Origin of the sequence: Centipeda felix, assembly GCF_900186465.1 — a bacterium.
Lineage (GTDB): Bacteria > Bacillota > Negativicutes > Selenomonadales > Selenomonadaceae > Centipeda > Centipeda felix.
Map to the genome: position 1 here is coordinate 634,919 of NZ_LT891959.1, position 21,497 is coordinate 656,415.

Here is a 21,497-nt window from a genome sequence, read left to right on the forward strand (position 1 = left end):
TCAGCAGTCCACTTCGCCCATGATCGGGTCAATGGACGAGTAGGCGGCGACCGAGTCGCCGATGAGCATGCCGCGGCACATTGGATCGAGCCCCTGCATATTTACGAACGAGGGGCGGCGGATGTGAATGCGGTACGGTTTCGTCGTACCATTGCTGACGATGTAGAAGCCGAGCTCCCCGCGCGTTCCCTCCGTCCGGCTGAACACCTCGCCCTTGGGCGGCTTGATGACCTTGGGCACCTTCTTTGCCATGAAGTCGCCCTCGGGCAGTCCGTCGATTGCCTGCCGCACGATCTTCGCGCTTTCCGCGATCTCGGCGAGCTTGACCATGTAGCGGTCCCAGTTATCGCCATGCTCACCCACGGGGATATCGAAGTCAAAATCATCATAGACGCTGTAGCCGTCCACCTTGCGCAGATCAAAGGCGAGCCCCGTCGCGCGCAGGTTTGGCCCAGTCATACTGCACGCGAGTGCCTCCTCCGTCGTCATGGGCGACGTGCCGCGGATGCGGCGGACAAAAATCTCGTTGCCCGTGAGGAGACGGTTGTACTCCGCGAGGAAGTCAGGCACGCTGTCGACAAAGACGCGGATCATCTCCGCCGCCTCGGGCGAGAGATCCTCCTTTACCCCGCCGATGCGGATATAGTGAAAGGTCTGACGTGCCCCGCAGACGAGATTGAAAATATCGAGGATCTTCTCACGGTCGCGGAAACAATAGAGCATTCCCGTCGACGCGCCGAGATCATTTGCAAGCGTCCCGATGAAGATCAGGTGACTGTTGATGCGGTTCAGCTCCGCCATGATGACGCGGATGTACTCTGCGCGCGGCGTCGTCTCGATCCCCGCCAGCTCCTCCACCGCACGCGCATAGCCGAAGTTGTTGTTCATGGCAGAGATGTAGTCGAGGCGGTCGGTATAGGGAAGCCCCTGCGCATACGTCCGCGCCTCAAGCAGCTTCTCAATCCCGCGATGGAGATAGCCCATGATCGGCGTCGCCTTCACGATGCGCTCGCCGTCCAGCTCGAGCTGCACCTGCAGCACGCCGTGCGTCGACGGATGCTGGGGACCCATGTTGAGCGTATAGGTCTCGGTACGCAGCATCAGGACTCCTCCTTCCGAAAGGATGGGACAGCGGGCGGCGGCGGCGGGACAAAGTCCTTGCGCAGCGGATACCCGACAAAATCGTCCGCATGGAAGACACGCCGCAGATCGGGGTGACCCGTGAACACAATGCCCATGAGATCATACACCTCGCGCTCCTCGAACTCTGCGCCGGGGAACACGGGCGTCACCGAGGGGAGCACGGGCACATCATGCGGCAGCATTACCTTCAGCGTCAGCCAGTGCAGCTCCGTCGGTGAAAAGAGATGATAGACCATCTCGAAGCGGTCTTTCCAGTCCACCGCCGTCACATTCTCCAGCCGCGTCAGCTGCAGTGTCCCGTCGTCACGCAGAACGCGCAGCAGGCCGAGGAGCTCCTCGGCAGCAATATAGAGTGCGGGACGCTCTGCCTCCACATCGTACTCCGCCGACGAAAAGGCGACCTTGAGTGCCTCCAGCATTGCAGGCGTCACATACTTGTTCCTCATGCGTTCACCGCCCTCTCTGCCGCCCGCTCTGCCCAGTAGGCCCGCTCCGCGCGGACGCGCTCGGGATGGAGGATCTTCTCGCGCAGCTTCAGCATGCCGTCGATCAGTGCCTCGGGGCGCGGCGGACAGCCCGGGATGTAGACATCCACGGGCAGGAGCTCATCGACCCCCGAGACGACCGAGTACGAATCCGCAAAGGGGCCGCCCGCAATCGCGCACGCCCCCATCGCAATCACATACTTCGGCTCGGGCATCTCCTCATAGAGACGCACGACTGCCGGCGCCATCTTCCACGTCAGCGTCCCCGCGACGATGAAGAGATCCGCCTGACGCGGGCAGGGACGGAACACCTCGTAGCCGAATCGTGCGAGGTCGAACCGTGCCGTCGCTGTGGTCATCATCTCAATGGCGCAGCAGGCCAGCCCCGAGGACAGCGGCCAGATCGAGTTTGCATGCGCCCAGCGCAGCAGTTCATCCAACTTGACGACAAAGACATTTTCCCGCAGACACTCCGGGACGCGCTCTGCTATTTCCATGTGAGATCCCCCTTTCGCCACGCATAGGCAAGGCCGAGCACCAGAATCCCAACGAAGATGAACATCTCGATGAGCGCAAATGCGCCGAGCATGCGGAACTCCACCGCCCACGGGTAGAGGAACACCGTCTCTATGTCAAAGACGATGAACAGCAGCGCGTAGAGGAAATACCCCGCACGAAACTGGACGTAGGGCGACCCGATCGAATCGACACCGCACTCGTAGGGAATGTACTTCTGCGGCGACGGCTTCTTCGGCTGCAGCAGGAATGCCGGTCCCAGTGCCATGACGGGGAAAAACAACGCTACGAGAAGAAAAATGCCCAAGCTTCCATATTCTCCCATACATAAGCCCTCCTTATAGAAGAATTAATAAATACATAGGAAAAGTAAATAATTTAAAACAATAATTCAAGGGCAAAAAAATATAATCACGGCTTAACAGACGTTGTATTTATAATTGTCAGTATAAACGATAAAATCTATATATCATCATACCTGAAAAGTGCCTTTTTTACAAGATACAGCGCGAAAAACTTTCTATTGATAAACTCCATCAAACGATAGGGAAAAGAAGGCCATGCTTATTTGAAAGAAATGGTATTTCCTGCTATAATCAGAAACAATGATGGAGGAGTGTCCCTGTCTGTCAGCGGCACCTCCGGCAACAAAGGAGACTTTACATAATGCTGTTACACCGTAAATCCGTCGAACTGCTTGCACCTGCCGGCACATGGGATGCCATGACGGCAGCGATTGATGCCGGCGCGGACGCCGTCTATCTGGGCGGCAAACATTTCAATATGCGCCTGCACGAGGGCGATTTTAACTTCGACGACGCGCGGCTCAAGGAGGCGATTGACTACGCCCACGCCCATGACGTCCACCTCTACATAACCCTCAACAACCTCATCAGCAACGAGGAGCTGCCGGCTCTGCGCGACTATCTCGCCTATCTGGAGGAGATCCGCCCCGATGCGATTCTCGTACAGGACTTTGCCGTGCTCGAGCTCGTGCACGAGATGGGCATCACCGTACCCCTGCACACCTCGGTCATGATGAATACGCACAACGAATACGCCATCGAAAAGCTCAAGGAGTACGGCATCACGCGCATCGTGGTCGGCCGTGAGATGACGCTCTCCGAGCTCGCCCTCTTCCGTGCGCGCACGGGCATCGAGGTGGAGTACTTCATGCACGGCGATATGTGCATCTCCGAGAGCGGGCAGTGCATCCACTCGGGCGTTCTCTTTGGGCAGAGCGGCAACCGCGGGCGCTGCATGAAGATCTGCCGCTGGCCGTTTGCCTTCATCAACGAGGAGACGGGAGAGGTGCTCGACGCGTCCAGCCCCGGACCGTACAAGCTCGCGCTCAAGGACATGTGCATGTATCGTGCCATCCCCGCTCTCATACAGGCGGGTGTCTTTTCGTTCAAAATCGAGGGGCGGATGCGTGCGCCGGAATTCATCCGCCGCCTCGTCTCTACCTATCGTGCCGCCATCGACGCCTACATCGCCGATCCGAACGGCTATACGACGGATGAGGAGGGCTGGCGCAGCCTCTACGAAAACCGTGTGCGCGACTACACGACCACATTCGCATTTGGACAGCCGACAGCAATCGACATCGGCATGACGGGCGAGCGCGAGCCGCGCTTCTTCAGTCAGGCGATCGAGGAGGCGGGCTTTGCCGACGAGGTGCTGCGCGAGGAGCCGCCGATCGCAAAGGAAAACGAACCCAGTCGTCGCCTGAGTGTCCGCGTCGGCACTCCCGCGGCGGCGCGCGCCGCCATCGACGCAGGCGCTGATACCGTCTACGTCGGCGGTGAGGCATTCCGTCCGCAGCGTCCGTGGACGCTGCGCGACTATGAGGCACTCGTGCGCGACGCGGCAGGACGCGCCCACATCATCGTGAATACACCGCGCACAACCATGCGCCGCGAATGCGGAGAGCTCGAGCAGTTCTTCACTGCCCTCAATGACATCGGAGTGGACGGCGTCATGGTCGGCAACCTCGGCACGCTGAAGCTCGCGCGCACGCTCACGAAGCTTCCCATTCAGGCAGATCACTCCTTCAACCTCTTTAACCATCTCGCCGCGACCTTCCTCAAGGAAAACGGGCTCACCATGGCGACGGCCTCCTATGAGCTGTCCTTCCGTCAGCTGCGCGAGATCGTCGAGAACTCCGTCCTGCCGATCGAGGCGGTCGTCCACGGCGCGTACGAGTCCATGATCTGCGACTACAACTTCCCCGCGATGTCGCTGCCCGCATACAACGACCTCGATTCGCCCGAGCTGCTCGACACGCACTATGCGTTCCGTGACGAGGCAGGCGGCGTCCATTCGATCCGCATCGACCAGTACGGGCGCAGTCACATCTACTTTGCCAAGGATCTGTGCCTCTACCCCTACCTCGAAAAGTTCAATGGGCTCGGCTCGTACCGCATCGAGGCGCAGGACTACACGGCGGACGTGACGGCGGAGATCGTCCGCATCTACCGTGCGGCACTCGACCGTCTCGCCGCGGGCGGCGACGGCTATCGTGCGGCGGAGTTTGACCGCCTCACAGAGATTGCTCCGCGCCCCTTGGGCATCGGAACTTACCGCTTCCGTCAGAGCCGCAATTCGATTTAATCAAGAAAGTATATTTCATGGCAACAGATTCTATCAGCGAACACTCCTACATCGGCGCAGCTGCCATACTGGAAAAGAAAAAGAAGTACATCATGCCCTGTCTGGGGCATTTCTACAGCGACCCGCGCCAGATCGTACGCGGCTCCATGCAGTACCTCTACGACAGCGAGGGGAGAGCGTATCTCGACTGCTTCGCGGGCGTCTCGGTCATCAACTGCGGGCACTGCAACCCCGAGATCAACGCCGCCGTCACGGAGCAGGTCAATACCCTCCAGCACGTCTGCAACATCTACCTTACGGAGAACTTCGTCAATCTCGCCGAGCAGCTCGCCCGCATCACCCCGGGCGCACTGCAGAAAAGCTTCTTCTGCTCCACAGGCACGGAGGCAAATGAGGGCGCGGCACTGCTTGCCGAGATCGCTACGGGCAGCAGCGAGTTCATCGCCCTGCGCAGCGGACTCCACGGGCGCACGAAACTGACGATGAGCCTGACGGGCATTGCCATGTGGCGCACCGACCCGAACCCCGTCGGAGGCATCAGCTTTGCACCGAATCCTTACTGCTACCGCTGTCCCATGGGGAAGGAATACCCCGCCTGTGACCTTGCCTGTGCCAATATGGTCGAGGACATCATCCGAACAGTTACATCGGGGCGCCCCGCCGCCTTTATCGCCGAGACCATCCAGGGCAACGCGGGCATCGTCGTCCCGCCGCCCGGCTACTTCAAGCGCATCAAGGAGATCCTCACGCATTTCGGCACGCTCTTCATCGCGGACGAGGTGCAGACGGGCTTTGCGCGCACGGGCAGGATGTTCGGCATCGAGCACTACGATGTGCAGCCCGACATCATGACCATGGCAAAGGCACTCGGCAACGGTGCGCCCATCAGTGCATTTATCGCGACGCCGACAGTCGCCGACAAATACAAGAAGCCCGGCGCATCGACCCTCGGCGGCAATCCCGTCTCCTCCACGGCAGGACTCGGCGTCATCCGCTATATCGAGTCGCATGATCTCATGGGGAACGCCGAGCGGCGCGGCGCACAGCTGCGTGCAGGGCTGCAGGAGATTGCAGCGCGGCATCCCATCATCGGCGACATTCGCGGCCTCGGGCTGATGGTCGGCGCAGAATTTGTCCACGCGGACAAATCCCCCGCCCCTGCCGAGCTGGATGCCGTGCTCGAGGAGCTCAAGAACCGCGGCTTCATCGTCGGCAAAAACGGCATCGCCCGCAACGTCATGGCATTTCAGCCGCCGCTCATCATCACGGAACAGAACATCAGCGACGTGCTGAATGCGGTGGAGATCATCTTGACGGAGAAAGGACTCTAACGCTATGGCAAAACGCTACCATGAACTCACCGTCGCAGGCTGCCGCCGCAGTCTCCCCATCCTGAACCTCAACGAACACCTGGCGATCGCAGGTTTCGTCATGCTGGGCGATGTGGAGCTGTGCACGGCGTGTGCACGCGAGCTGGCAAAGGTGATTCCGGCGGACACGGAGATCCTTATGACCGCCGAGACGAAGGGCATCCCCCTGGCGGCGGAACTCGCACGGCAGCTTGGCATGCCCTACTACATCACGGCACGCAAATCCATCAAGGCGTACATGGAAGATCCCATCTGGGTCGAGGACGAGTCCATCACGACGCTTGGCAAACAGCGGCTCTACCTCACGGCGGATGACATCGCACGCATCAAGGGACGCCGCGTCCTCCTGCTCGACGACGTGATCAGCACGGGCGGCTCGATGAAGGCACTCGCCCATCTCGCCGAAAAGACGGGAGCGCACGTCATCGGACAGGCGGCCGTTCTCGCCGAGGGCGACGCGGCACATCGGAAAGACATCATCTTCCTTGAGACACTGCCGCTCTTTGCGCCCGCATAGGAAGGGGCATTTCGTGCATCAATATCTCTTCTACATCGGAGATTTTCCCATCCGTGCCTACGGCGTCGTGATCTCCCTCTCGATCTTCCTTGCCACAGGGGTCGCCTACTACCTCGCAAAGGCGGACGGGCGCGGCTACGAGAAGTACATCACCGACATCGGCATCTACTGCGGCATCGCAGGGCTCCTCGGTGCGCGGCTCTGGGATGTGTTCTTCTTTGACTGGGACTACTATCAGCACCATCTGACCGAACTGCTGAACGTCTGGCAGGGCGGCATGGCCATCCAGGGCGGCGTCTTTCTCGGCGTACTTGTCGGCATTCTCTACAGCCGAAAGCAGGGGCTCGACACCATCCACTTCCTCGACGTTGTCGCGCCCGCCATCGTCCTCGGTCAGGCACTCGGGCGCTGCGCGAACCTCCTCAACGGCGACGCCTTCGGCGCACCGACCGGCGGAGACTTCGGCATCCTCTATCCCGCGGCGACTCTCGCCTACCACACGTACGGTGCACAGCCGCTCTGGCCGGCAGAGGTCTGGGAGGGGCAGCTCGACATCGTCATCTTCGCACTCCTCCTCCTCTTCCGCGCGCGCAGTCATGCGCGCGGGCAGTGCTTCGCCCTCTATATCATGCTCTACAGTCTCGCGCGCTTCGCGCTCGAGTATCTGCGCGGTGACTATACAGAGAAATACTTTGGACTCTTCACGAGCGCGCAAACGGGAAGCCTCGTCTTTGGGTTCATCGCCCTCGGCTTCTTCCTCTGGCTCGGCTGGCGCGATACGCCCTCGCCTGCGCCGATCAAGGATCACGTCGCAAAGAAATCGCATCGAAAGAAATAATATACGAAAAAAGCTGCCAAAAAATGGCAGCTTTTTTCATCACGGATAAACTATCGTTCCCGTACTTTCCCCAATGCGCCGCGCACGAGTTCCGCCAGATAGTCCGCTGTCGGCGTAAGGGCACGCGGGTCGACGCGAAAGCCCGGATTGTGGAGAGCAGGTGCAAGCCCTGTACCGACGAGAACGAACACCCCCGGTACTCTCTCCTGATAGAAGGCAAAATCCTCACCGCCGAGCGATTTCGGTGCGGGTACGACATTCAGCCCGCGCTCCTTCGCCTTCTCCGCGGCGTACGATGCCCAAAAGCCATCGTTGCACGTTGCGGGAGGTCCTTCGTACCAATCCGTCTCCACCGCGGCACCGTAGGATGCTGCCAGCTGCTCTGCGAGAGTACAGACACGCGCGCGGATGTGCGTACGCTCCTCTGCATTCATGCTGCGCGTCGTCCCCTCGACGAGTGCCTCCTCGGGAATCACGTTCCACGTATTCCCCGCCGCAATATGCGTGACGCTCACAAGCCCTGCGGAGAACGGATTGAGATTACGTGCGACAACCGTCTGCACGGACTGGATGAACGCCGCCGCAAGGACAATCGGATCGACGCCGGACTCGGGATGTGCGGCATGCGTCCCCGTGCCATGAAAGCGGAAAACAAAGCGATCCACCGCTGCCATCACCGCTCCCGCCGAGATGCCAACCGTGCCGACCTCCATGAGGGGCGAGGCGTGCAGACCGAAAATCGCTGCAACGTCCCTCAACGCGCCTGCCTCGATGAGTACCTTCGCACCGCCCGGTGCCTCCTCTGCCGGCTGGAAGAAGATGCGCACGCGCCCCGTGAGCTCCGCCTCATGCTGCTTGAGCAGGAGCGCCGCGCCGAGCACCGACGAGATATGGAAGTCGTGCCCGCAGGCGTGCATCCGTCCTCTATGTTCCGAGCGGTATGGCAGATCCGTCTGCTCCTCGATCGGCAGGGCGTCTATATCGGTGCGCAGCGCAACGAGCGGCTCCCCCTGCCCGACCTCCGCGACCAGTCCTGTCTTGAGCGGCAGATCCAGAATGTGGATCCCCGCCCGCTCCAAGGCGGCGCGAATGCGCTTCGTCGTCTCGACCTCCTCGTAGGAGAGCTCGGGGTGACGATGGAACCACTCAAATTCCTCTACGATGAATGCCTCTATATCCTCAATTGCATCCATGATATTCTCCCTTTTAATCCATATATATTCGATATGTTATAACCGAATTATATATTGCGCTGTCTGTCTTGTCAACCGCACTTTGATCCTGAACCGATAAATGGAGGATTCTCGCGCCGCCAAGTTTTTGAAAATTTCGGGTTGACAAGGCTGTATTTCATCTGTTATAATTCGTTCTGTCGTTTGGAAATGAGCGACAACAAATGGGGTTATAGCTCAGTTGGTTAGAGTGTCTCGTTGACATCGAGGAGGTCACAAGTTCGAATCTTGTTAACCCCACCATTTGATTTTTCATCCGCAGTTGTGCGGATTTTTTCTTAGGCTCACTTAGCTCAGTTGGTAGAGCATCTCCGTCACATGGAGGGGGTCGGGGGTTCGAATCCCTCAGTGAGCACCATAAAGATATCTGATACCGTCCCACGGGGCGGTTTTTTTGTGCGCTCTCCTATGCTATAATGAGGGTCAACACAGAATATTCTAGGAGGTATATATGATGGCAATCAAGGAAATTCGCCCCATGGATCTAACGGAGAATGTGTTCAAGCTGATCAGTCAGGACTGGATGCTGGTCAGCGCTGTACACGACGGAAAGGTCAACGGCATGACGGCGTCGTGGGGCGGTCTGGGCTTTCTCTGGGCACGCCCGGTCGCCTATGTTTTCATTCGTCCGACGCGCTACACGAAAGAGTTCGTCGACGCATCCGACGGCATCACCCTTTCGATCTTTGAGAAGAAGTATAAGCCCATGATGCAGTATTTTGGAACGGTGTCCGGGCGCGATGAGGACAAGATCGCAAAATACGCGCTGACGAAGAAGGAGCACGGTAGCTATATCTACTTTGAGGAGGCGCGCCTCACCATGCTCACGAAAAAGCTCTATGCGCAGAAATTGGATCCCTCCTGCTTTACGAACGCTGCGGTAAATGGGCAGGAGGATTTTCCCCAAACCTACTATCCGGAGCATGACTACCACACGATGTATATCGCAGAGATCGATAGCATCCTGGTAAAGGAGTAAGTATGTCAACGAACGACAAGGAAACTGCTGCACGCATCCTCGCCGCTTCCTCTCTCGCTCGTGACATGAACGAGGATGACGTGGAAGAGCTGCTTGCCTCAAGCGATGTGCGTCTGCATACCTATCCGAAGGACACCATCATCTTCCATGACGGTGATATGCCTCGTTCGCTCTACATTCTGATTGCAGGCGAGGTTCACATTCTCAAAGACACGCGCTCAGGGCGCCAAATCTTCATCACAGAGATCAATCACCCGGGCGATATGTTCGGTGAGGTCTACGAGGTGCTGCAGCGCCCCTACGATATGTACGTCTCTACGACAAGACGGACAACCCTGCTCGAGGTATCGAGCAGACTCTTTACGCTGGACATCGGCAAGACACCGCACCGCTCTGCCCTTCTCGTTCAGCGCAACCTCATGCGCATCTTCGCGGGCAAGGCGTATGCGATGCACACAAAGCTCAAAGTGCTCGCAAGCGGTACGCTGCGCGAAAAGATCGTCCGCTATCTCCTGCCCCACATCGACGAGAGCGGATGTGCAGCACTCTCCGTCAGCCGTGAGTTCATCGCTGCCGATCTCGCCGTCAGCCGCCCCTCCCTCTCACGTGAGCTGAGTGCAATGCAGCGCGATGGCATCATCACGGCGGCAGGACGAAAGATCTGCATCACGGATATGGAAAAATTTGAGAGTTATCTATAACCAAAAGGACCGCCAACGAAACATTTCAGCTTCGTTGGCGGTCCTTGTTTTTGATGAATCATCGTGCCGCGCACGAGCCCGTGTGCACACTGCAGTCCTCGTCGCGGTTCGTCAGGCCGAGCTCCTTCAGCAGTTCCATATCCTGAGCGATCGTCGTACCCGAGGTCGTGAGCATATTGCCCGTGATGGAGGCAGACGCTCCGGAGAGGAACGCCGTCGCACCGTTCTCCGGGAGCAGCTTGCGCCCTGCGCCGAGGCGGATGTTCGCCGTCGGATTGATAAAGCGGAAGATCGCCACTGTACGCAGGATGTCCTCACCCGAGAGCGGAGCGAGATGCTCCAGTGCCGTCCCCGGAATCGCCATCAGCGAGTTGATGGGGATGGACTCGATGCCGAGCTCCTGCAGGGCGAACGCCATATCAAAGCGATCCGCCCACGTCTCGCCCATGCCGATGATGCCGCCCGAGCAGACACACATCCCCTCTGCCTGTGCCGCCTTGATCGTGCGGATGCGGTCGGCGTACGTATGCGTCGTGCAGATCTGCGGGAAATACCGCTCCGATGTCTCGATGTTGTGATGATAGCTCGTCACCCCCGCCTCGCGCAGGCGGCGCAGCTGACTGCGCGTGAGGAGGCCATGCGACGCACAGAGATCAATCGTCAGCGACTTCCGCATCGCACGATAGGCATCGAGTGCCCGCTCGAACTCCTCACCTGAGAGAGCCCCGCCCGAAGTAACAATGGAGAAGCGGTTCGCCCCCGCATCCTGATTCGCCTTCGCATGAGCGATGATCTCCTCCTGCGGTAGGAACGGATACGTCTCCACGCCCGTCTTGTGACACGCCGCCTGTGCGCAGTACTTGCAGTTCTCCCCGCAGCGGCCGCTGCGGCCGTTGATGATCGTACACAGATCGATATGGTTTCCGCAGAACTGCTGCTGCAGGCGATGTGCGCCCTCCTGCAGCTCCTCCAGCGGAGCATCCATGAATATCGAGCGGTCATCCTCACGGCGGACGCGGTAGCCCGCGATAATCTTCTGCGTCAGTTCAGCAATACGGCGTTTCTGCATAAAAAAATCCCTGCCTTATCATAGATCGTACGTATGAGGTCTATTATAGAGCAGGAATTTTATTACGTCAACTAAATATTGTCTATTGGTTTACCTTTGCTCCATGCGCATCCCAATAGCTGTCCAATGCCTCCGCGACGGATGCCGTATACGCCGCCAGATCCGTCAGAGGAGATGCGAGCACTGCGTCACGCAGTGCGGCGCGGCGCGTACGCAGAGCGGCTACATCCTCCGCGAGCGCACAGGAAATGCACTCATAGGCACGAGCATCGGCCGCGATCCACTGCATCTGCCCCGCCGCCGCGAGCACGGACGCACTGCGCCGCGCCGTATGCGTCTCCCCGCACAGGGTCACAACGGGAACGCCGTGGAGGAGCGCCTCCGCCGCCGCAGCCGCCCCGGAAAAGGGGAAGGTATCAAGGACGACATCGACAGTGCCATCGTCCAAAGCTCCCGCACCGCCCGGCTTCACAAAGATGCGCTTCATGGGCAGTTTCAGCCCGTCCAGCATCTCGACAATCGTCGTCACCCGCAGAGGGCTGTCCTCCGTATCCTGCAGGATGAGCTGCGCCTTAGGGAGTTTTTTCAGGATGCGTCCCCATACCTTCAGTGCCTCCTCGTTGATGCACATGAAGTCCTGCGTCACACCGAAGGTCAGCGGTGCATCTGCCGCACGCTCCGCAAGAGGCGCACAGCGCAGGGCATCATCCGCCGCATAGCACAATGCATGCGGCAGGTGCAGCAGCTCCTCGCTGTAGAACTCCTCCGTCCCCGCAGGAGAGAGCAGCGCATCCGTCAGGAACGCATCGACAAAGGGCATCCCTGTTGTAGAGGCTGCATCCAATCCCGCCAGCTGTACGGGCGCAGGGCGCAGCGCGAGCACGGGGAGCGTCGCACCGCCGTCCCGATGCCCGCCGAGGTCAATCAGGATGTCGATCTCATCTGCACAGATGCGCTCCGCCTGCTCCTGCGGCGTCCCCTGCGCGAACACAGCAGTATGAACACCCGCTGCTGCCCACGACGCAGGTGCATTCGTGCGGTCGGTGAGCGCATAGGCATAGACATCGTATTGCTCCGTCAGATGCACGGCCAGTGCGCTATAGAACGCCGTATGGTCAAACTGCGGCGCAAGGAAGCCGATACGCAGCCGCGCGTGATGGACGGAAGCACGCGGCGGCAGCGGCTCCTCGCGCTGATAGAGCGACGCACACATCGCGAACTGCGGCTGCAGCTCCTTCGGTGTCAGCTGCGCCGCTGCATGGCAGAAATAGAGGTAACGGGAGAAATGCTCCCGCTGAAGGCACAGGCGCTCGTCTTCGGTCGCCGCCTCGAAGTATGCAGCAATCGCCCCCTCCGTATCGGCAAGCGCACAGCAGCACATTCCCATCATCTCAAAGAAACGCCACTGCTCGTCTGCGGGGATCTCCTCGTGCGCACGCATATAGAGAATCGCCTCAATCGCCTCGTAGATGTACCCCGTATGAATATCCTCACGCAGGGCATTGTAGTCCTCAATCCAGCTCATACGTCGCTTGCTCCAATCTAAAATACGCCGTCTCGGGCGGACAGCCGATCCGCAGGGGGAACCAGCTGCCGTTGCCCGTGTGCACATAGCCATAATTCTCCCCGATGCGCACCATCCCGCGCGTATACTTAAAGACGGGGAAAATGGGCTGTCCGAGAATGCCGAACTGACTGCCGTGCGTATGTCCCGTCAGCGTCAGAGGGACACGCCCGTCTGCCGCCGCATCATCGATGAACTCGGGATGATGCGCGAGGAGCACCGTCACCGCATGTACAGGAACATCCTCCATCGCTGCCGCAAAGAACTCTGCCTTTTCCGTGTAGAATGCATCCCCGCGTGCAAAGGGATAATCTGTGCCCGCAAGGTAGAGCGCGCCGCAGCCCGGAACGCGCTCCGCTGCGTTGAGGAGAACATGAACGCGCCCCCTGCGTGCCATCTGCGTGACAATGGGGAGCGCATTGCGCCGAAAGTACTCGTGATTGCCGATGCAGTACCAGATCCCGCGCGGAAAATCCTCTGCGTGGGCTTCAAGCACCGCAGCCGCCGCCTCGTTCAGATGCTCCGCATCAAAGAGGTCGCCCGTCACGGCGAGCAGATCAGCCCCCCCTGCCGCTGTTTCGGTGAGAAGCGCATCGAATTCCTCCACAGAGAAAAACGCACCGAGATGCACGTCGCTGATCTGCGCAATCACCAGCCCCTCCGCCTCAGACGGGAGATTCCTCACGGGGATGCGATAGTCATGGCGCACGGCTGCCGTCCGCTCGATGAATGCCCCGTAGCTGCCGAGCAGTGCTCCCGCCGTCGGATAGAGTGCGGCACATTGCAGCACGCGCCGCCGTGCGGGACTGTACGGGACGCCGCGCATCCTGCGGACTGCCGCACGCACGAGGACGGCGAGCATCGTCAGAAGCAGTGCGATGATCTGCGCAACGCAGCCCAGGAAGATCGGCAGGGCGAGCATCCCCGCCCAGCCCTCCGTCCGATGCGAAGCAAAAAGAAAGAGCATCGCGCCGACGCCAAGGATATCAAAGAGGACGATCGCCGCACGCGCCGCGCGCAGCCGCCGTCCCTCCGTCAGGTACCGCAGGAAAAATACAGACAGCCCTGCGATTAGGGCTATGGCAGACACTAAGATCAGAACAAAGATGGGCAAATGTACCTCCCTGTCAAATTCCCGTAATCATCGACACGAACGGTATCGTCGCCACGGAGATGACCGTCGAGAGCGCGATGATCTCCGTCATAAGCGGATAGGCGACCTTGTTGTAGAGCAGGGCGACCATCGCCACCATACCGCCCGTCGGCGCGGCGACGATGACGAGGCTACAGCCGAGGATGTAGGGATTCGTGACGAAGAACTTCATCGCAAAGAGAATGGGGATGGGCAGCACCACAGCCTTGAGAAAGGTGTAGACGAGCAGCTTGTGGTCGGTCAGCATGTGGCGCATGTGGATATCCTTCAGCGATGCGCCGATCATCATCATCGCGAGCGGCGCCGTCATCGCACCGATCATCGTAAACGCCTGCAGGAGGAGCGGATTTGTCGGAATCTCACCGAAGTAGATCACGCAGGCGATCAGCGAGGCGATGATGCCGGGATTCAGCAGCATGCGCACCATCTCAAGACCGCGCTGTTTATGAATGCTGATGGAGGAAACGCCGTAGATGAAAAAGAGCAGATTGACGGGAATGAAGAACAGCGTCATATAGACGACCGCCTGATCGCCGTACACCCCCTGCACAAGCGGCAGCCCCATGAAGAGTGAGTTGTTGAACCAAAACGAGAGGTTCACCGCACCGCGCAAACGTCCGCGATAGCGCAGGAGAATCGGCAGCAGGAAACCGACGGCGCACATCATCACGAGGAGAATGGCGTAGTCGAGATAGGTGTCAATAACCTGCGCCAGATCCATGTGCTCCTGTGCGTGCATCGCTGAGGAGATGATGAGGCAGGGGCACGCGATATTGACAATCAGGGAGGAAAACTGCTCCTGATTGTTCGGAATGATGATCTTGTATCGGCGGGCAAGCGCCCCTGCAAAAATCATCAGAAAGAATACGATCATCTGCCCTAAAATCAGCATTTCTACATTACCTTCTTTATTTCAGTTATTTCTCTTTCATGCAAGCGCCTCGCGAACACTTAGTTACGCAAGTGATCGCGTGCTCATTCGCCTAAATACCGGCGCACTTCTTAAACGCGCTTCGCTTGAACGAAAGAAGTACGCCGGGGGCGAGTCGCATGCTTTCCTCACTTGCTCCACTAGGGTTCGCTTTGGGGCTTTGCATCACATTCATTCGAGACATCAATGTTTCTCTTCCAGCAGGGGCTTCAGGAAGCGCCCCGTATAGGATGCCTTCACCTGCACGATCTCCTCGGGCGTTCCCTGGGCGACAATCGTGCCGCCGCCCGTGCCGCCCTCGGGACCGAGGTCGATGATGTGATCCGCCGTCTTGATGACGTCGAGATTGTGCTCGATGACGACCACCGTATCGCCGCCGTCTACGAGCCGCTGCAGGATGAGGAGCAGCTTGTGGATGTCCGCCGCATGCAGCCCCGTCGTCGGCTCATCGAGGATATAGAGCGTCTTTCCCGTGCTGCGCCGCGCCAGCTCCGTCGCAAGCTTGACGCGCTGCGCCTCACCGCCCGAGAGCGTCGTCGCAGGCTGTCCGAGGCGGATGTAGCCGAGCCCCACGTCGCGGATGATCTCGAGCTTGCGCGCGATGCGCGGCACATTTGCAAAGAACTCCACCGCCTCGTCAATCGTCATGTCGAGCACCTCGGCGATGGTCTTGCCCTTGTAGTGCACCTCGAGCGTCTCGCGGTTGTAGCGCGCCCCCTTGCAGACCTCACAGGGAACGTAGACATCGGGAAGAAACTGCATCTCGATCTTCAGGATGCCGTCGCCCCGGCACGCCTCACAGCGTCCGCCCTTCACGTTAAAGCTGAACCGCCCCGCCTTATAGCCGCGCATACGCGACTCGCTCACCTGACTGAACAGCTCGCGGATCGCATCGAACACCCCCGTGTAGGTCGCGGGATTCGAGCGCGGCGTGCGTCCGATCGGCTGCTGATCGATGTTGATGACCTTGTCGATATGCTCAAGCCCCTTGATCTTCTTGTGCTTGCCGGGCTTTCCCTTCGCGCGGTAGAGCCGCGAGGCGACACCGCGATAGAGGATCTCGTTGACGAGCGTCGACTTGCCCGAGCCGGACACGCCCGTCACAAGCGTTAGCGTGCCAAGCGGAAATTTCACATTGACATTCTTCAGATTGTTCTCCGCCGCACCCACGATCTCCAGAAAATAGCCGTTTCCCCTGCGCCGCTCTGCGGGCACGGGGATGAACTTTTTGCGTGAGAGATACTGCCCCGTGATGGATGCAGGATTCTTCATGATCTCTGCCGCCGTTCCCTCTGCAACCACCTCGCCGCCATGCTCTCCTGCGCCGGGGCCAATATCGATGATATGATCGGCGGCGTACATCGTATCCTCGTCATGCTCCACAACAATGAGCGTATTGCCGAGGTCACGCAGATGCCGAAGGGTCGCGAGCAAGCGGTTGTTGTCACGCTGATGCAGCCCGATGCTCGGCTCATCAAGGATGTAGAGCACCCCCATCAGCCCCGAGCCGATCTGCGTCGCGAGGCGGATGCGCTGTGCCTCTCCGCCCGACAGCGTCGATGCCGCACGCGAGAGCGTCAGATAGTCGAGTCCCACATCGAGGAGAAAATGGAGGCGTGCATGAATTTCCTTCAAAATCTCTCCGGCTATTTTTGCCTCACGCGGCGTAAAATCCTGCTCTGCCTCCGTTAGAAACGCATCTGCCTCACGAATCGTAAGGGCCGTGAGTGCGGCGATATTCTTCCCGCCGACCGTCACGGCGAGCGCCTCGGGCTTCAATCGCGCCCCGTGGCACGCCGAGCACGGCGTATCAGTCATATAGTCCTCGTAGCTCTCGCGCATCTCCTCCGAGTCCGTCTCGCGATAGCGGCGCGTGAGTGCGGGCAAAACACCCTCGTACGGGACATGGTATTCCTTCTCCTCGCCGAACATATTCGTGTACTGGAAGGAAACATACTCATCCGACCCATAGAGCAGCATCTTCTGCGTCTTCTTGTCCATGCGGTTCCACTGCGTATGCGCATCGTAGTCATGCGCCGCCAGGAGTGCTGTGATCGCCCGCATCCCATAGGAATTCGGATTTTTCGAGAGCGGTGCAAAGACACCGTCTGCCACGCTGAGCGTCGGGTCGGGAACGACGAGCGCAGGGTCAAACTCCTTGTGACTGCCGAGCCCCGTACAGACGGGGCACGCGCCGAATGGGCTGTTAAATGAAAACATGCGTGGTGCGATCTCGGGCAGTGAGATGCCGCAGTCCACACAGGCGAAGTTCTCACTGAACATGAGGAGATCGCCGTCCACCACCTGTACGTAGACCACGCCCTCACCTGCGTGGAGCGCCGTCTCCAGGGAGTCTGCCAGACGGCTCTCCATGCCCTCGCGCACGACGAGGCGATCTACGACGATCTCAATCGTGTGCTTCTTCTGCTTTTCGAGCGCGATCTCCTCGCTGAGATCATGCAGCTCTCCGTCGATGCGCACGCGCACATAGCCCTCGCGGCGAATCTGTTCGAGCACCTTCTTGTGCTCGCCCTTCTTGCCGCGCACGAGCTGCGCCATGATGAGGAGCTTTGCTCCTGAGGGCAGCTGCATGATCCGATCCACCATCTGATCGACGCTCTGCTGCGTGATCGGCTTGCCGCAGTTCGGGCAGTGCGGGCGTCCCGCGCGCGCATAGAGCAGGCGCAGATAGTCGTAGATCTCCGTCACCGTCCCGACCGTCGAGCGCGGATTGTGGCTCGTCGTCTTCTGGTCAATCGAGATGGCAGGCGACAGCCCCTCGATGTTGTCCACATCGGGCTTGTCCATCTGCCCAAGGAACTGCCGTGCGTAGGCAGACAGCGACTCCACATAGCGGCGCTGCCCCTCGGCATAGATCGTATCAAATGCGAGCGAGGACTTCCCCGAGCCGGAGAGCCCCGTCACCACAACTAATTTATCGCGCGGTATCTGCACTGTAATATTTTTCAAATTGTGGGCGCGTGCCCCCTCGATCTTGATGTATTCATTCATTATCTGTATGTCCTTATTTTTTCTTCTTCGGCAGTTCGCCCTCGAGCTCGACGATCATGTCGCGCAGCTCTGCCGCACGCTCGAACTCCAGTGCACGCGACGCCTGCTGCATCTCGCGCAGAAGACTCTTGACGAGGTTCTCGCGCTCCTTTTTGCCGAGTTTTTTCTTTGCCTTGCCGTCCTTCTTCCCGTACGGGCTCTTATCCTCAGCCGCGACAAGCGTCATCTCGATGAGCGGGACGATGGGCTTTTCGATGGTCTTTGGCACGATGCCGTGCTCCTCGTTGTACTCCTGCTGTATCGCACGGCGGCGCTCCGTCTCGTCGATGGCGCGCTGCATCGAGCCCGTGATGACATCGCCGTACATGATGACGTGCCCGCCGGCGTTGCGGGCGGCACGTCCGATGGTCTGGATGAGTGCGGTGTCGGAGCGCAGAAAGCCCTCCTTGTCCGCGTCGAGGATGGCGATGAGCGAGACCTCCGGCATATCGAGCCCCTCACGCAGGAGATTGATGCCAACGAGCACGTCGAACTCGCCCGCGCGCAGATCGTGAATGATCTCCGCGCGCTCGATGGTTGCGATGTCCGAGTGGAGGTAGCGCACCTTAACGCCCGCCTCACGCAGATACTCAGTGAGGTTCTCTGCCATGCGCTTGGTGAGCGTCGTGACGAGGACGCGTTCATTGCGCCCGATGCGCAGGCGGATCTCGCCCATGAGGTCGTCGATCTGCCCTGCGAGCGGACGCACCTCGACCTCGGGATCGAGGAGTCCCGTCGGGCGGATGATCTGCTGGGCGACCTGCTGTGCCTGCTGCATCTCGTATTTTCCGGGCGTCGCGGAGACGTAGACGATCTGATTGATGCGCGCCGCGAACTCCTCGAACGTCAGCGGACGGTTGTCGAACGCGGACGGCAGGCGAAAGCCGTTGTCCACGAGCGAGACCTTGCGGCTGCGGTCGCCGCCGTACATGGCGTGAATCTGCGGCAGTGTCACATGCGACTCGTCGATCATGATGAGGAAGTCCTCAGGGAAGTAGTCGAGGAGAGTGTACGGTGTCGCGCCCGGCGCACGGTGCGTGAGGTGACGCGAGTAGTTCTCGATGCCGGAGCAGTAGCCCATCTCCTGCATCATTTCGAGGTCATAGTTCGTGCGCTGCTCCAGCCGCTGTGCCTCAAGGAGTTTGCCCTCGCCCTTCAATACGGCGAGCCGCTCCGCAAGCTCCGTGCGAATGTCAGCCATGGCGATCTTCATATCCTCATCGTCCGTGACGTAGTGGGACGCCGGAAACACCATGGAGTGAAGCCGCTCGCCGTAAACCTCGCCCGTCGTCACGTCGAACTCGATGATGCGCTCCACCTCGTCGCCGAACATCTCGATGCGCACACCGCGGTTGTTGTACCCTGCGGGAAAGATCTCAATCACGTCGCCGCGCACACGGAAACGTCCGCGCTCAAACGCGATATCGTTGCGCTCGTAACGGATGGAAATGAGCTTCTGCAGGATCTCCTCGCGCGTGATTGTCTGCCCCTTGTGCACCGAGAGAACCATCTCGTGATAGCTCTCCGGTGAGCCGAGTCCGTAAATGCATGAGACGCTCGCCACGATGATGACGTCGCGCCGCTCAAAGAGCGAACAGGTCGCGGAGTGGCGCAGCTCATCGATCTCATCGTTGATCGACGCATCCTTTTCAATATAGGTATCCGTCTGGGCGATGTACGCCTCGGGCTGGTAGAAGTCGTAGTAGCTGACAAAGTAACCGACGTAGTTGTCGGGAAAAAATGACTTGAACTCACTCGCGAGCTGCGCGGCGAGAGTCTTGTTGTGTGCGATGACGAGGGTCGGACGCTGAACGTGCTCGATGACCTTTGCCATCGTGTAGGTCTTTCCCGTGCCCGTGGCTCCGAGCAGCACCTGTGCCGTCATGCCGTTCTCGATGCCGCCGGCAAGATCGGCAATCGCCTGAGGCTGATCGCCCATCGGTTCAAACGGTGCGACGACCTTGAACGGGATCTCCCCCTCGAACTGCGTTGTATTAAGTTTTGGCACCATCGCCATGCGTTCCCCTCCTTCACGAAAAGCTATTTTTTCATTATATCGCATACGTCAAGGGGTACAATGGAAGCGCAGAATTTTTCCCTATCTCATCAACGATTTCCATGAAAAAAGCACCCATACGGGTGCTTTGAGCATCATCCGTTTACAGCTTGCCGACATCTGCCGCCGTCATGATCTCGACGACGGTAATATCCTTGACGGTGTTGAGGTCGATGAAGCCGCCATCTGCGAGCTGGATGACCGGCATCGCCGTGACGCGTGACTCGTCGACGTAGACGATGCGTCCTGCTGAACCGTCCGAGAGACGGAGCCAGCAGCCGTTGAGTGCGGCATTCATCTTGCGCATGAAGAGAACGGCGTACTCCGAGTCAAGCTTTCCGTCCAGTACGTCGGCATAGAGTACCTTGAACACCTCGAACGGGGAACGCTTCGCCGCGTAGCTGCGGCTGGATGCCATCGCATCGTAGCAGTCGAGGATGGCGAGCACCTTGCCGAAGGTCGTGATCGCATCCCCCTTCAGCCCCGAGGGATAACCCGTGCCATCGTCGCGCTCATGATGCTGGATGATGCCGTTCATGAGGTCGGTACGTCCCTCGAGCTCACTGTTCTCCACGATTTTGAAGCTCTCAACAACGTGATTCTTCAGGATGTCGAATTCCTCCTCGGTCAGGAGGCCCTTCTTCTCAAGCAGATCCTTCGGAATCATCTGCTTCCCGATATCAAGGAAAAGCCCTGCCAGCACCATGTTCTGACGGTCGATGCCCACGAGGCCCATCCACTTCGCCATAAGCCCACCGAGGATGGCGAGATGTACGCAGTGATGCAGGTTGTAGTTGCCCCCCTGATTCATGCTGTACATCATGGAGACGGCCGTTGCTCCCTCCTTGTAGAGGTCGCGCAGACGGCCGCTCGACATCACGTCCTGCAGGATGCTCATGTTGAGCTTTCCGGTCTCTGCTGCCTCGGCAAAGAGTTTCTCCATCTCGCCGTAGACGTAGCGATAGTCCTCTTCGTATTTGCTGTCCAGTTTGATCTCGCGCTCGGGAGCGGGACCACTGCCGATAACGGCTGCCTTTTCCGCCTTGACTGCCTTTTCCTTCTGAACGGCAACGATAATGCTGTCCTCATCGACATAGACAGAGGCGATGCCCTTTTTCTTGAGCAGCTTGATCGTCTCTTTGTCCAGTACCGTGCCGCCCTCGACGAGTACGTTCTCGCTGTCACCATCATAAACCGTACGGCCAATCAGCATCTCCGGCAGCAGGCTTCGTACTGCAAACGCTTTCAGCATAATGTTCTCTCTCCCTTATCTTATGAT

At 59.1% G+C, this 21,497-nt stretch carries 18 protein-coding genes and 2 tRNA genes; 8 read left to right on the top strand and 12 right to left on the bottom strand.

Features of this window, described 5'->3' with window-relative positions; genetic code table 11:
- From C1713_RS10410 to C1713_RS10425, 4 genes are read right to left on the bottom strand one after another with little or no spacing between them, the layout of a single operon-like run.
- On the bottom strand, window positions 1–1,101 hold the full coding sequence (locus tag C1713_RS10410) for an NADH-quinone oxidoreductase subunit D (RefSeq protein WP_102493860.1): 1,101 nt from the start codon (window positions 1,099–1,101) through the stop codon (window positions 1–3).
- Entirely contained in the window at window positions 1,101–1,589 is a 489-nt protein-coding gene (locus C1713_RS10415) for an NADH-quinone oxidoreductase subunit C (RefSeq protein ID WP_102493861.1), read from the bottom strand. The genes C1713_RS10410 and C1713_RS10415 overlap by 1 nt, the downstream gene beginning before the upstream one ends.
- Window positions 1,586–2,125: an NADH-quinone oxidoreductase subunit B gene (locus C1713_RS10420; protein ID WP_050343041.1), complete on the bottom strand. Its 540-nt coding sequence runs from the start codon at window positions 2,123–2,125 to the stop codon at window positions 1,586–1,588. Before C1713_RS10420 ends, C1713_RS10415 begins: the two co-directional genes overlap by 4 nt.
- On the bottom strand, window positions 2,116–2,469 hold the full coding sequence (locus tag C1713_RS10425) for an NADH-quinone oxidoreductase subunit A (protein ID WP_009442917.1): 354 nt from the start codon (window positions 2,467–2,469) through the stop codon (window positions 2,116–2,118). Before C1713_RS10425 ends, C1713_RS10420 begins: the two co-directional genes overlap by 10 nt.
- 341 nt (window positions 2,470–2,810) lie before the next feature.
- On the opposite strand from C1713_RS10425, the gene C1713_RS10430 reads away from it, so the two are divergent.
- The 4 genes from C1713_RS10430 to lgt are packed head-to-tail and all read left to right on the top strand — an operon-like array spanning window position 2,811 to window position 7,482.
- A complete protein-coding gene (locus tag C1713_RS10430; protein WP_102493862.1) occupies window positions 2,811–4,757 on the top strand; it encodes a peptidase U32 family protein in 1,947 nt (648 codons plus the stop codon).
- A 17-nt stretch (window positions 4,758–4,774) separates the two neighbouring features.
- Window positions 4,775–6,088 (top strand): aspartate aminotransferase family protein, encoded by a 1,314-nt coding sequence (locus C1713_RS10435; protein WP_009442919.1) that lies wholly within the window; start codon window positions 4,775–4,777, stop codon window positions 6,086–6,088.
- A 4-nt stretch (window positions 6,089–6,092) separates the two neighbouring features.
- On the top strand, window positions 6,093–6,644 hold the full coding sequence (locus tag C1713_RS10440) for a phosphoribosyltransferase family protein (RefSeq protein ID WP_102493863.1): 552 nt from the start codon (window positions 6,093–6,095) through the stop codon (window positions 6,642–6,644).
- Window positions 6,645–6,657: 13 nt separating this feature from the next.
- Window positions 6,658–7,482 (top strand): prolipoprotein diacylglyceryl transferase, encoded by an 825-nt coding sequence (gene lgt / locus C1713_RS10445; protein ID WP_102493864.1) that lies wholly within the window; start codon window positions 6,658–6,660, stop codon window positions 7,480–7,482.
- 50 nt (window positions 7,483–7,532) lie between these two features.
- On the opposite strand, the gene C1713_RS10450 is transcribed toward lgt, so the two are convergent.
- On the bottom strand, window positions 7,533–8,675 hold the full coding sequence (locus C1713_RS10450; protein WP_102493865.1) for an amidohydrolase: 1,143 nt from the start codon (window positions 8,673–8,675) through the stop codon (window positions 7,533–7,535).
- 205 nt (window positions 8,676–8,880) lie between these two features.
- Between C1713_RS10450 and C1713_RS10455 the strand changes: the two genes are divergently transcribed.
- From C1713_RS10455 to C1713_RS10470, 4 genes are all read left to right on the top strand, one after another.
- Window positions 8,881–8,957: transfer RNA gene (locus tag C1713_RS10455), tRNA-Val, on the top strand.
- 39 nt (window positions 8,958–8,996) lie between these two features.
- Window positions 8,997–9,072 (top strand) — tRNA-Val (locus C1713_RS10460).
- 96 nt (window positions 9,073–9,168) lie between these two features.
- Window positions 9,169–9,693, top strand: coding sequence for a flavin reductase (locus C1713_RS10465; RefSeq protein ID WP_102493866.1), 525 nt, complete (start codon window positions 9,169–9,171; stop codon window positions 9,691–9,693).
- A 2-nt stretch (window positions 9,694–9,695) separates the two neighbouring features.
- On the top strand, window positions 9,696–10,394 hold the full coding sequence (locus C1713_RS10470; RefSeq protein ID WP_006689914.1) for a Crp/Fnr family transcriptional regulator: 699 nt from the start codon (window positions 9,696–9,698) through the stop codon (window positions 10,392–10,394).
- Between the two features lie 58 nt (window positions 10,395–10,452).
- Here the strand turns inward: C1713_RS10470 and bioB are convergent, their stop codons facing one another.
- The 7 genes from bioB to C1713_RS10505 form a co-directional block, all read right to left on the bottom strand.
- A complete protein-coding gene (bioB, locus tag C1713_RS10475; protein ID WP_006689915.1) occupies window positions 10,453–11,463 on the bottom strand; it encodes a biotin synthase BioB in 1,011 nt (336 codons plus the stop codon).
- Window positions 11,464–11,545: 82 nt separating this feature from the next.
- The gene (locus C1713_RS10480) at window positions 11,546–12,988 is read right to left on the bottom strand and encodes an O-linked N-acetylglucosamine transferase family protein (protein WP_102493867.1); all 1,443 of its coding nucleotides are present in this window, start codon (window positions 12,986–12,988) and stop codon (window positions 11,546–11,548) included.
- Entirely contained in the window at window positions 12,975–14,141 is a 1,167-nt protein-coding gene (locus tag C1713_RS10485) for a metallophosphoesterase (RefSeq protein ID WP_102493868.1), read from the bottom strand. The genes C1713_RS10480 and C1713_RS10485 overlap by 14 nt, the downstream gene beginning before the upstream one ends.
- A gap of 13 nt (window positions 14,142–14,154) precedes the next feature.
- The gene (locus tag C1713_RS10490) at window positions 14,155–15,072 is read right to left on the bottom strand and encodes an AEC family transporter (protein WP_006689918.1); all 918 of its coding nucleotides are present in this window, start codon (window positions 15,070–15,072) and stop codon (window positions 14,155–14,157) included.
- A 222-nt stretch (window positions 15,073–15,294) separates the two neighbouring features.
- Window positions 15,295–18,123, bottom strand: a complete 2,829-nt coding sequence (uvrA, locus tag C1713_RS10495) for an excinuclease ABC subunit UvrA (RefSeq protein WP_102493869.1) — start codon at window positions 18,121–18,123, stop codon at window positions 15,295–15,297.
- A 13-nt stretch (window positions 18,124–18,136) separates the two neighbouring features.
- Entirely contained in the window at window positions 18,137–20,179 is a 2,043-nt protein-coding gene (uvrB, locus tag C1713_RS10500; RefSeq protein WP_102493870.1) for an excinuclease ABC subunit UvrB, read from the bottom strand.
- A 142-nt stretch (window positions 20,180–20,321) separates the two neighbouring features.
- Window positions 20,322–21,470: an HD-GYP domain-containing protein gene (locus C1713_RS10505; RefSeq protein WP_102493871.1), complete on the bottom strand. Its 1,149-nt coding sequence runs from the start codon at window positions 21,468–21,470 to the stop codon at window positions 20,322–20,324.
- Window positions 21,471–21,497: the final 27 nt, after the last annotated feature.

Bases quoted from the DNA above. Each gene is read 5' to 3' on its own strand.
- C1713_RS10420 (WP_050343041.1), bottom strand. From the start codon at position 2,125: ATGGAAATAGCAGAGCGCGTCCCGGAGTGTCTGCGGGAAAATGTCTTT.
- C1713_RS10425 (WP_009442917.1), bottom strand. From the start codon at position 2,469: ATGGGAGAATATGGAAGCTTGGGCATTTTTCTTCTCGTAGCGTTGTTT.
- C1713_RS10470 (WP_006689914.1), top strand. From the start codon at position 9,696: ATGTCAACGAACGACAAGGAAACTGCTGCACGCATCCTCGCCGCTTCC.
- C1713_RS10440 (WP_102493863.1), top strand. From the start codon at position 6,093: ATGGCAAAACGCTACCATGAACTCACCGTCGCAGGCTGCCGCCGCAGT.
- uvrA (WP_102493869.1), bottom strand. From the start codon at position 18,123: ATGAATGAATACATCAAGATCGAGGGGGCACGCGCCCACAATTTGAAA.
- C1713_RS10410 (WP_102493860.1), bottom strand. From the start codon at position 1,101: ATGCTGCGTACCGAGACCTATACGCTCAACATGGGTCCCCAGCATCCG.
- C1713_RS10450 (WP_102493865.1), bottom strand. From the start codon at position 8,675: ATGGATGCAATTGAGGATATAGAGGCATTCATCGTAGAGGAATTTGAG.
- C1713_RS10415 (WP_102493861.1), bottom strand. From the start codon at position 1,589: ATGAGGAACAAGTATGTGACGCCTGCAATGCTGGAGGCACTCAAGGTC.
- C1713_RS10465 (WP_102493866.1), top strand. From the start codon at position 9,169: ATGGCAATCAAGGAAATTCGCCCCATGGATCTAACGGAGAATGTGTTC.
- C1713_RS10505 (WP_102493871.1), bottom strand. From the start codon at position 21,470: ATGCTGAAAGCGTTTGCAGTACGAAGCCTGCTGCCGGAGATGCTGATT.
- bioB (WP_006689915.1), bottom strand. From the start codon at position 11,463: ATGCAGAAACGCCGTATTGCTGAACTGACGCAGAAGATTATCGCGGGC.
- C1713_RS10480 (WP_102493867.1), bottom strand. From the start codon at position 12,988: ATGAGCTGGATTGAGGACTACAATGCCCTGCGTGAGGATATTCATACG.
- C1713_RS10490 (WP_006689918.1), bottom strand. From the start codon at position 15,072: ATGCTGATTTTAGGGCAGATGATCGTATTCTTTCTGATGATTTTTGCA.
- C1713_RS10435 (WP_009442919.1), top strand. From the start codon at position 4,775: ATGGCAACAGATTCTATCAGCGAACACTCCTACATCGGCGCAGCTGCC.
- C1713_RS10430 (WP_102493862.1), top strand. From the start codon at position 2,811: ATGCTGTTACACCGTAAATCCGTCGAACTGCTTGCACCTGCCGGCACA.
- uvrB (WP_102493870.1), bottom strand. From the start codon at position 20,179: ATGGCGATGGTGCCAAAACTTAATACAACGCAGTTCGAGGGGGAGATC.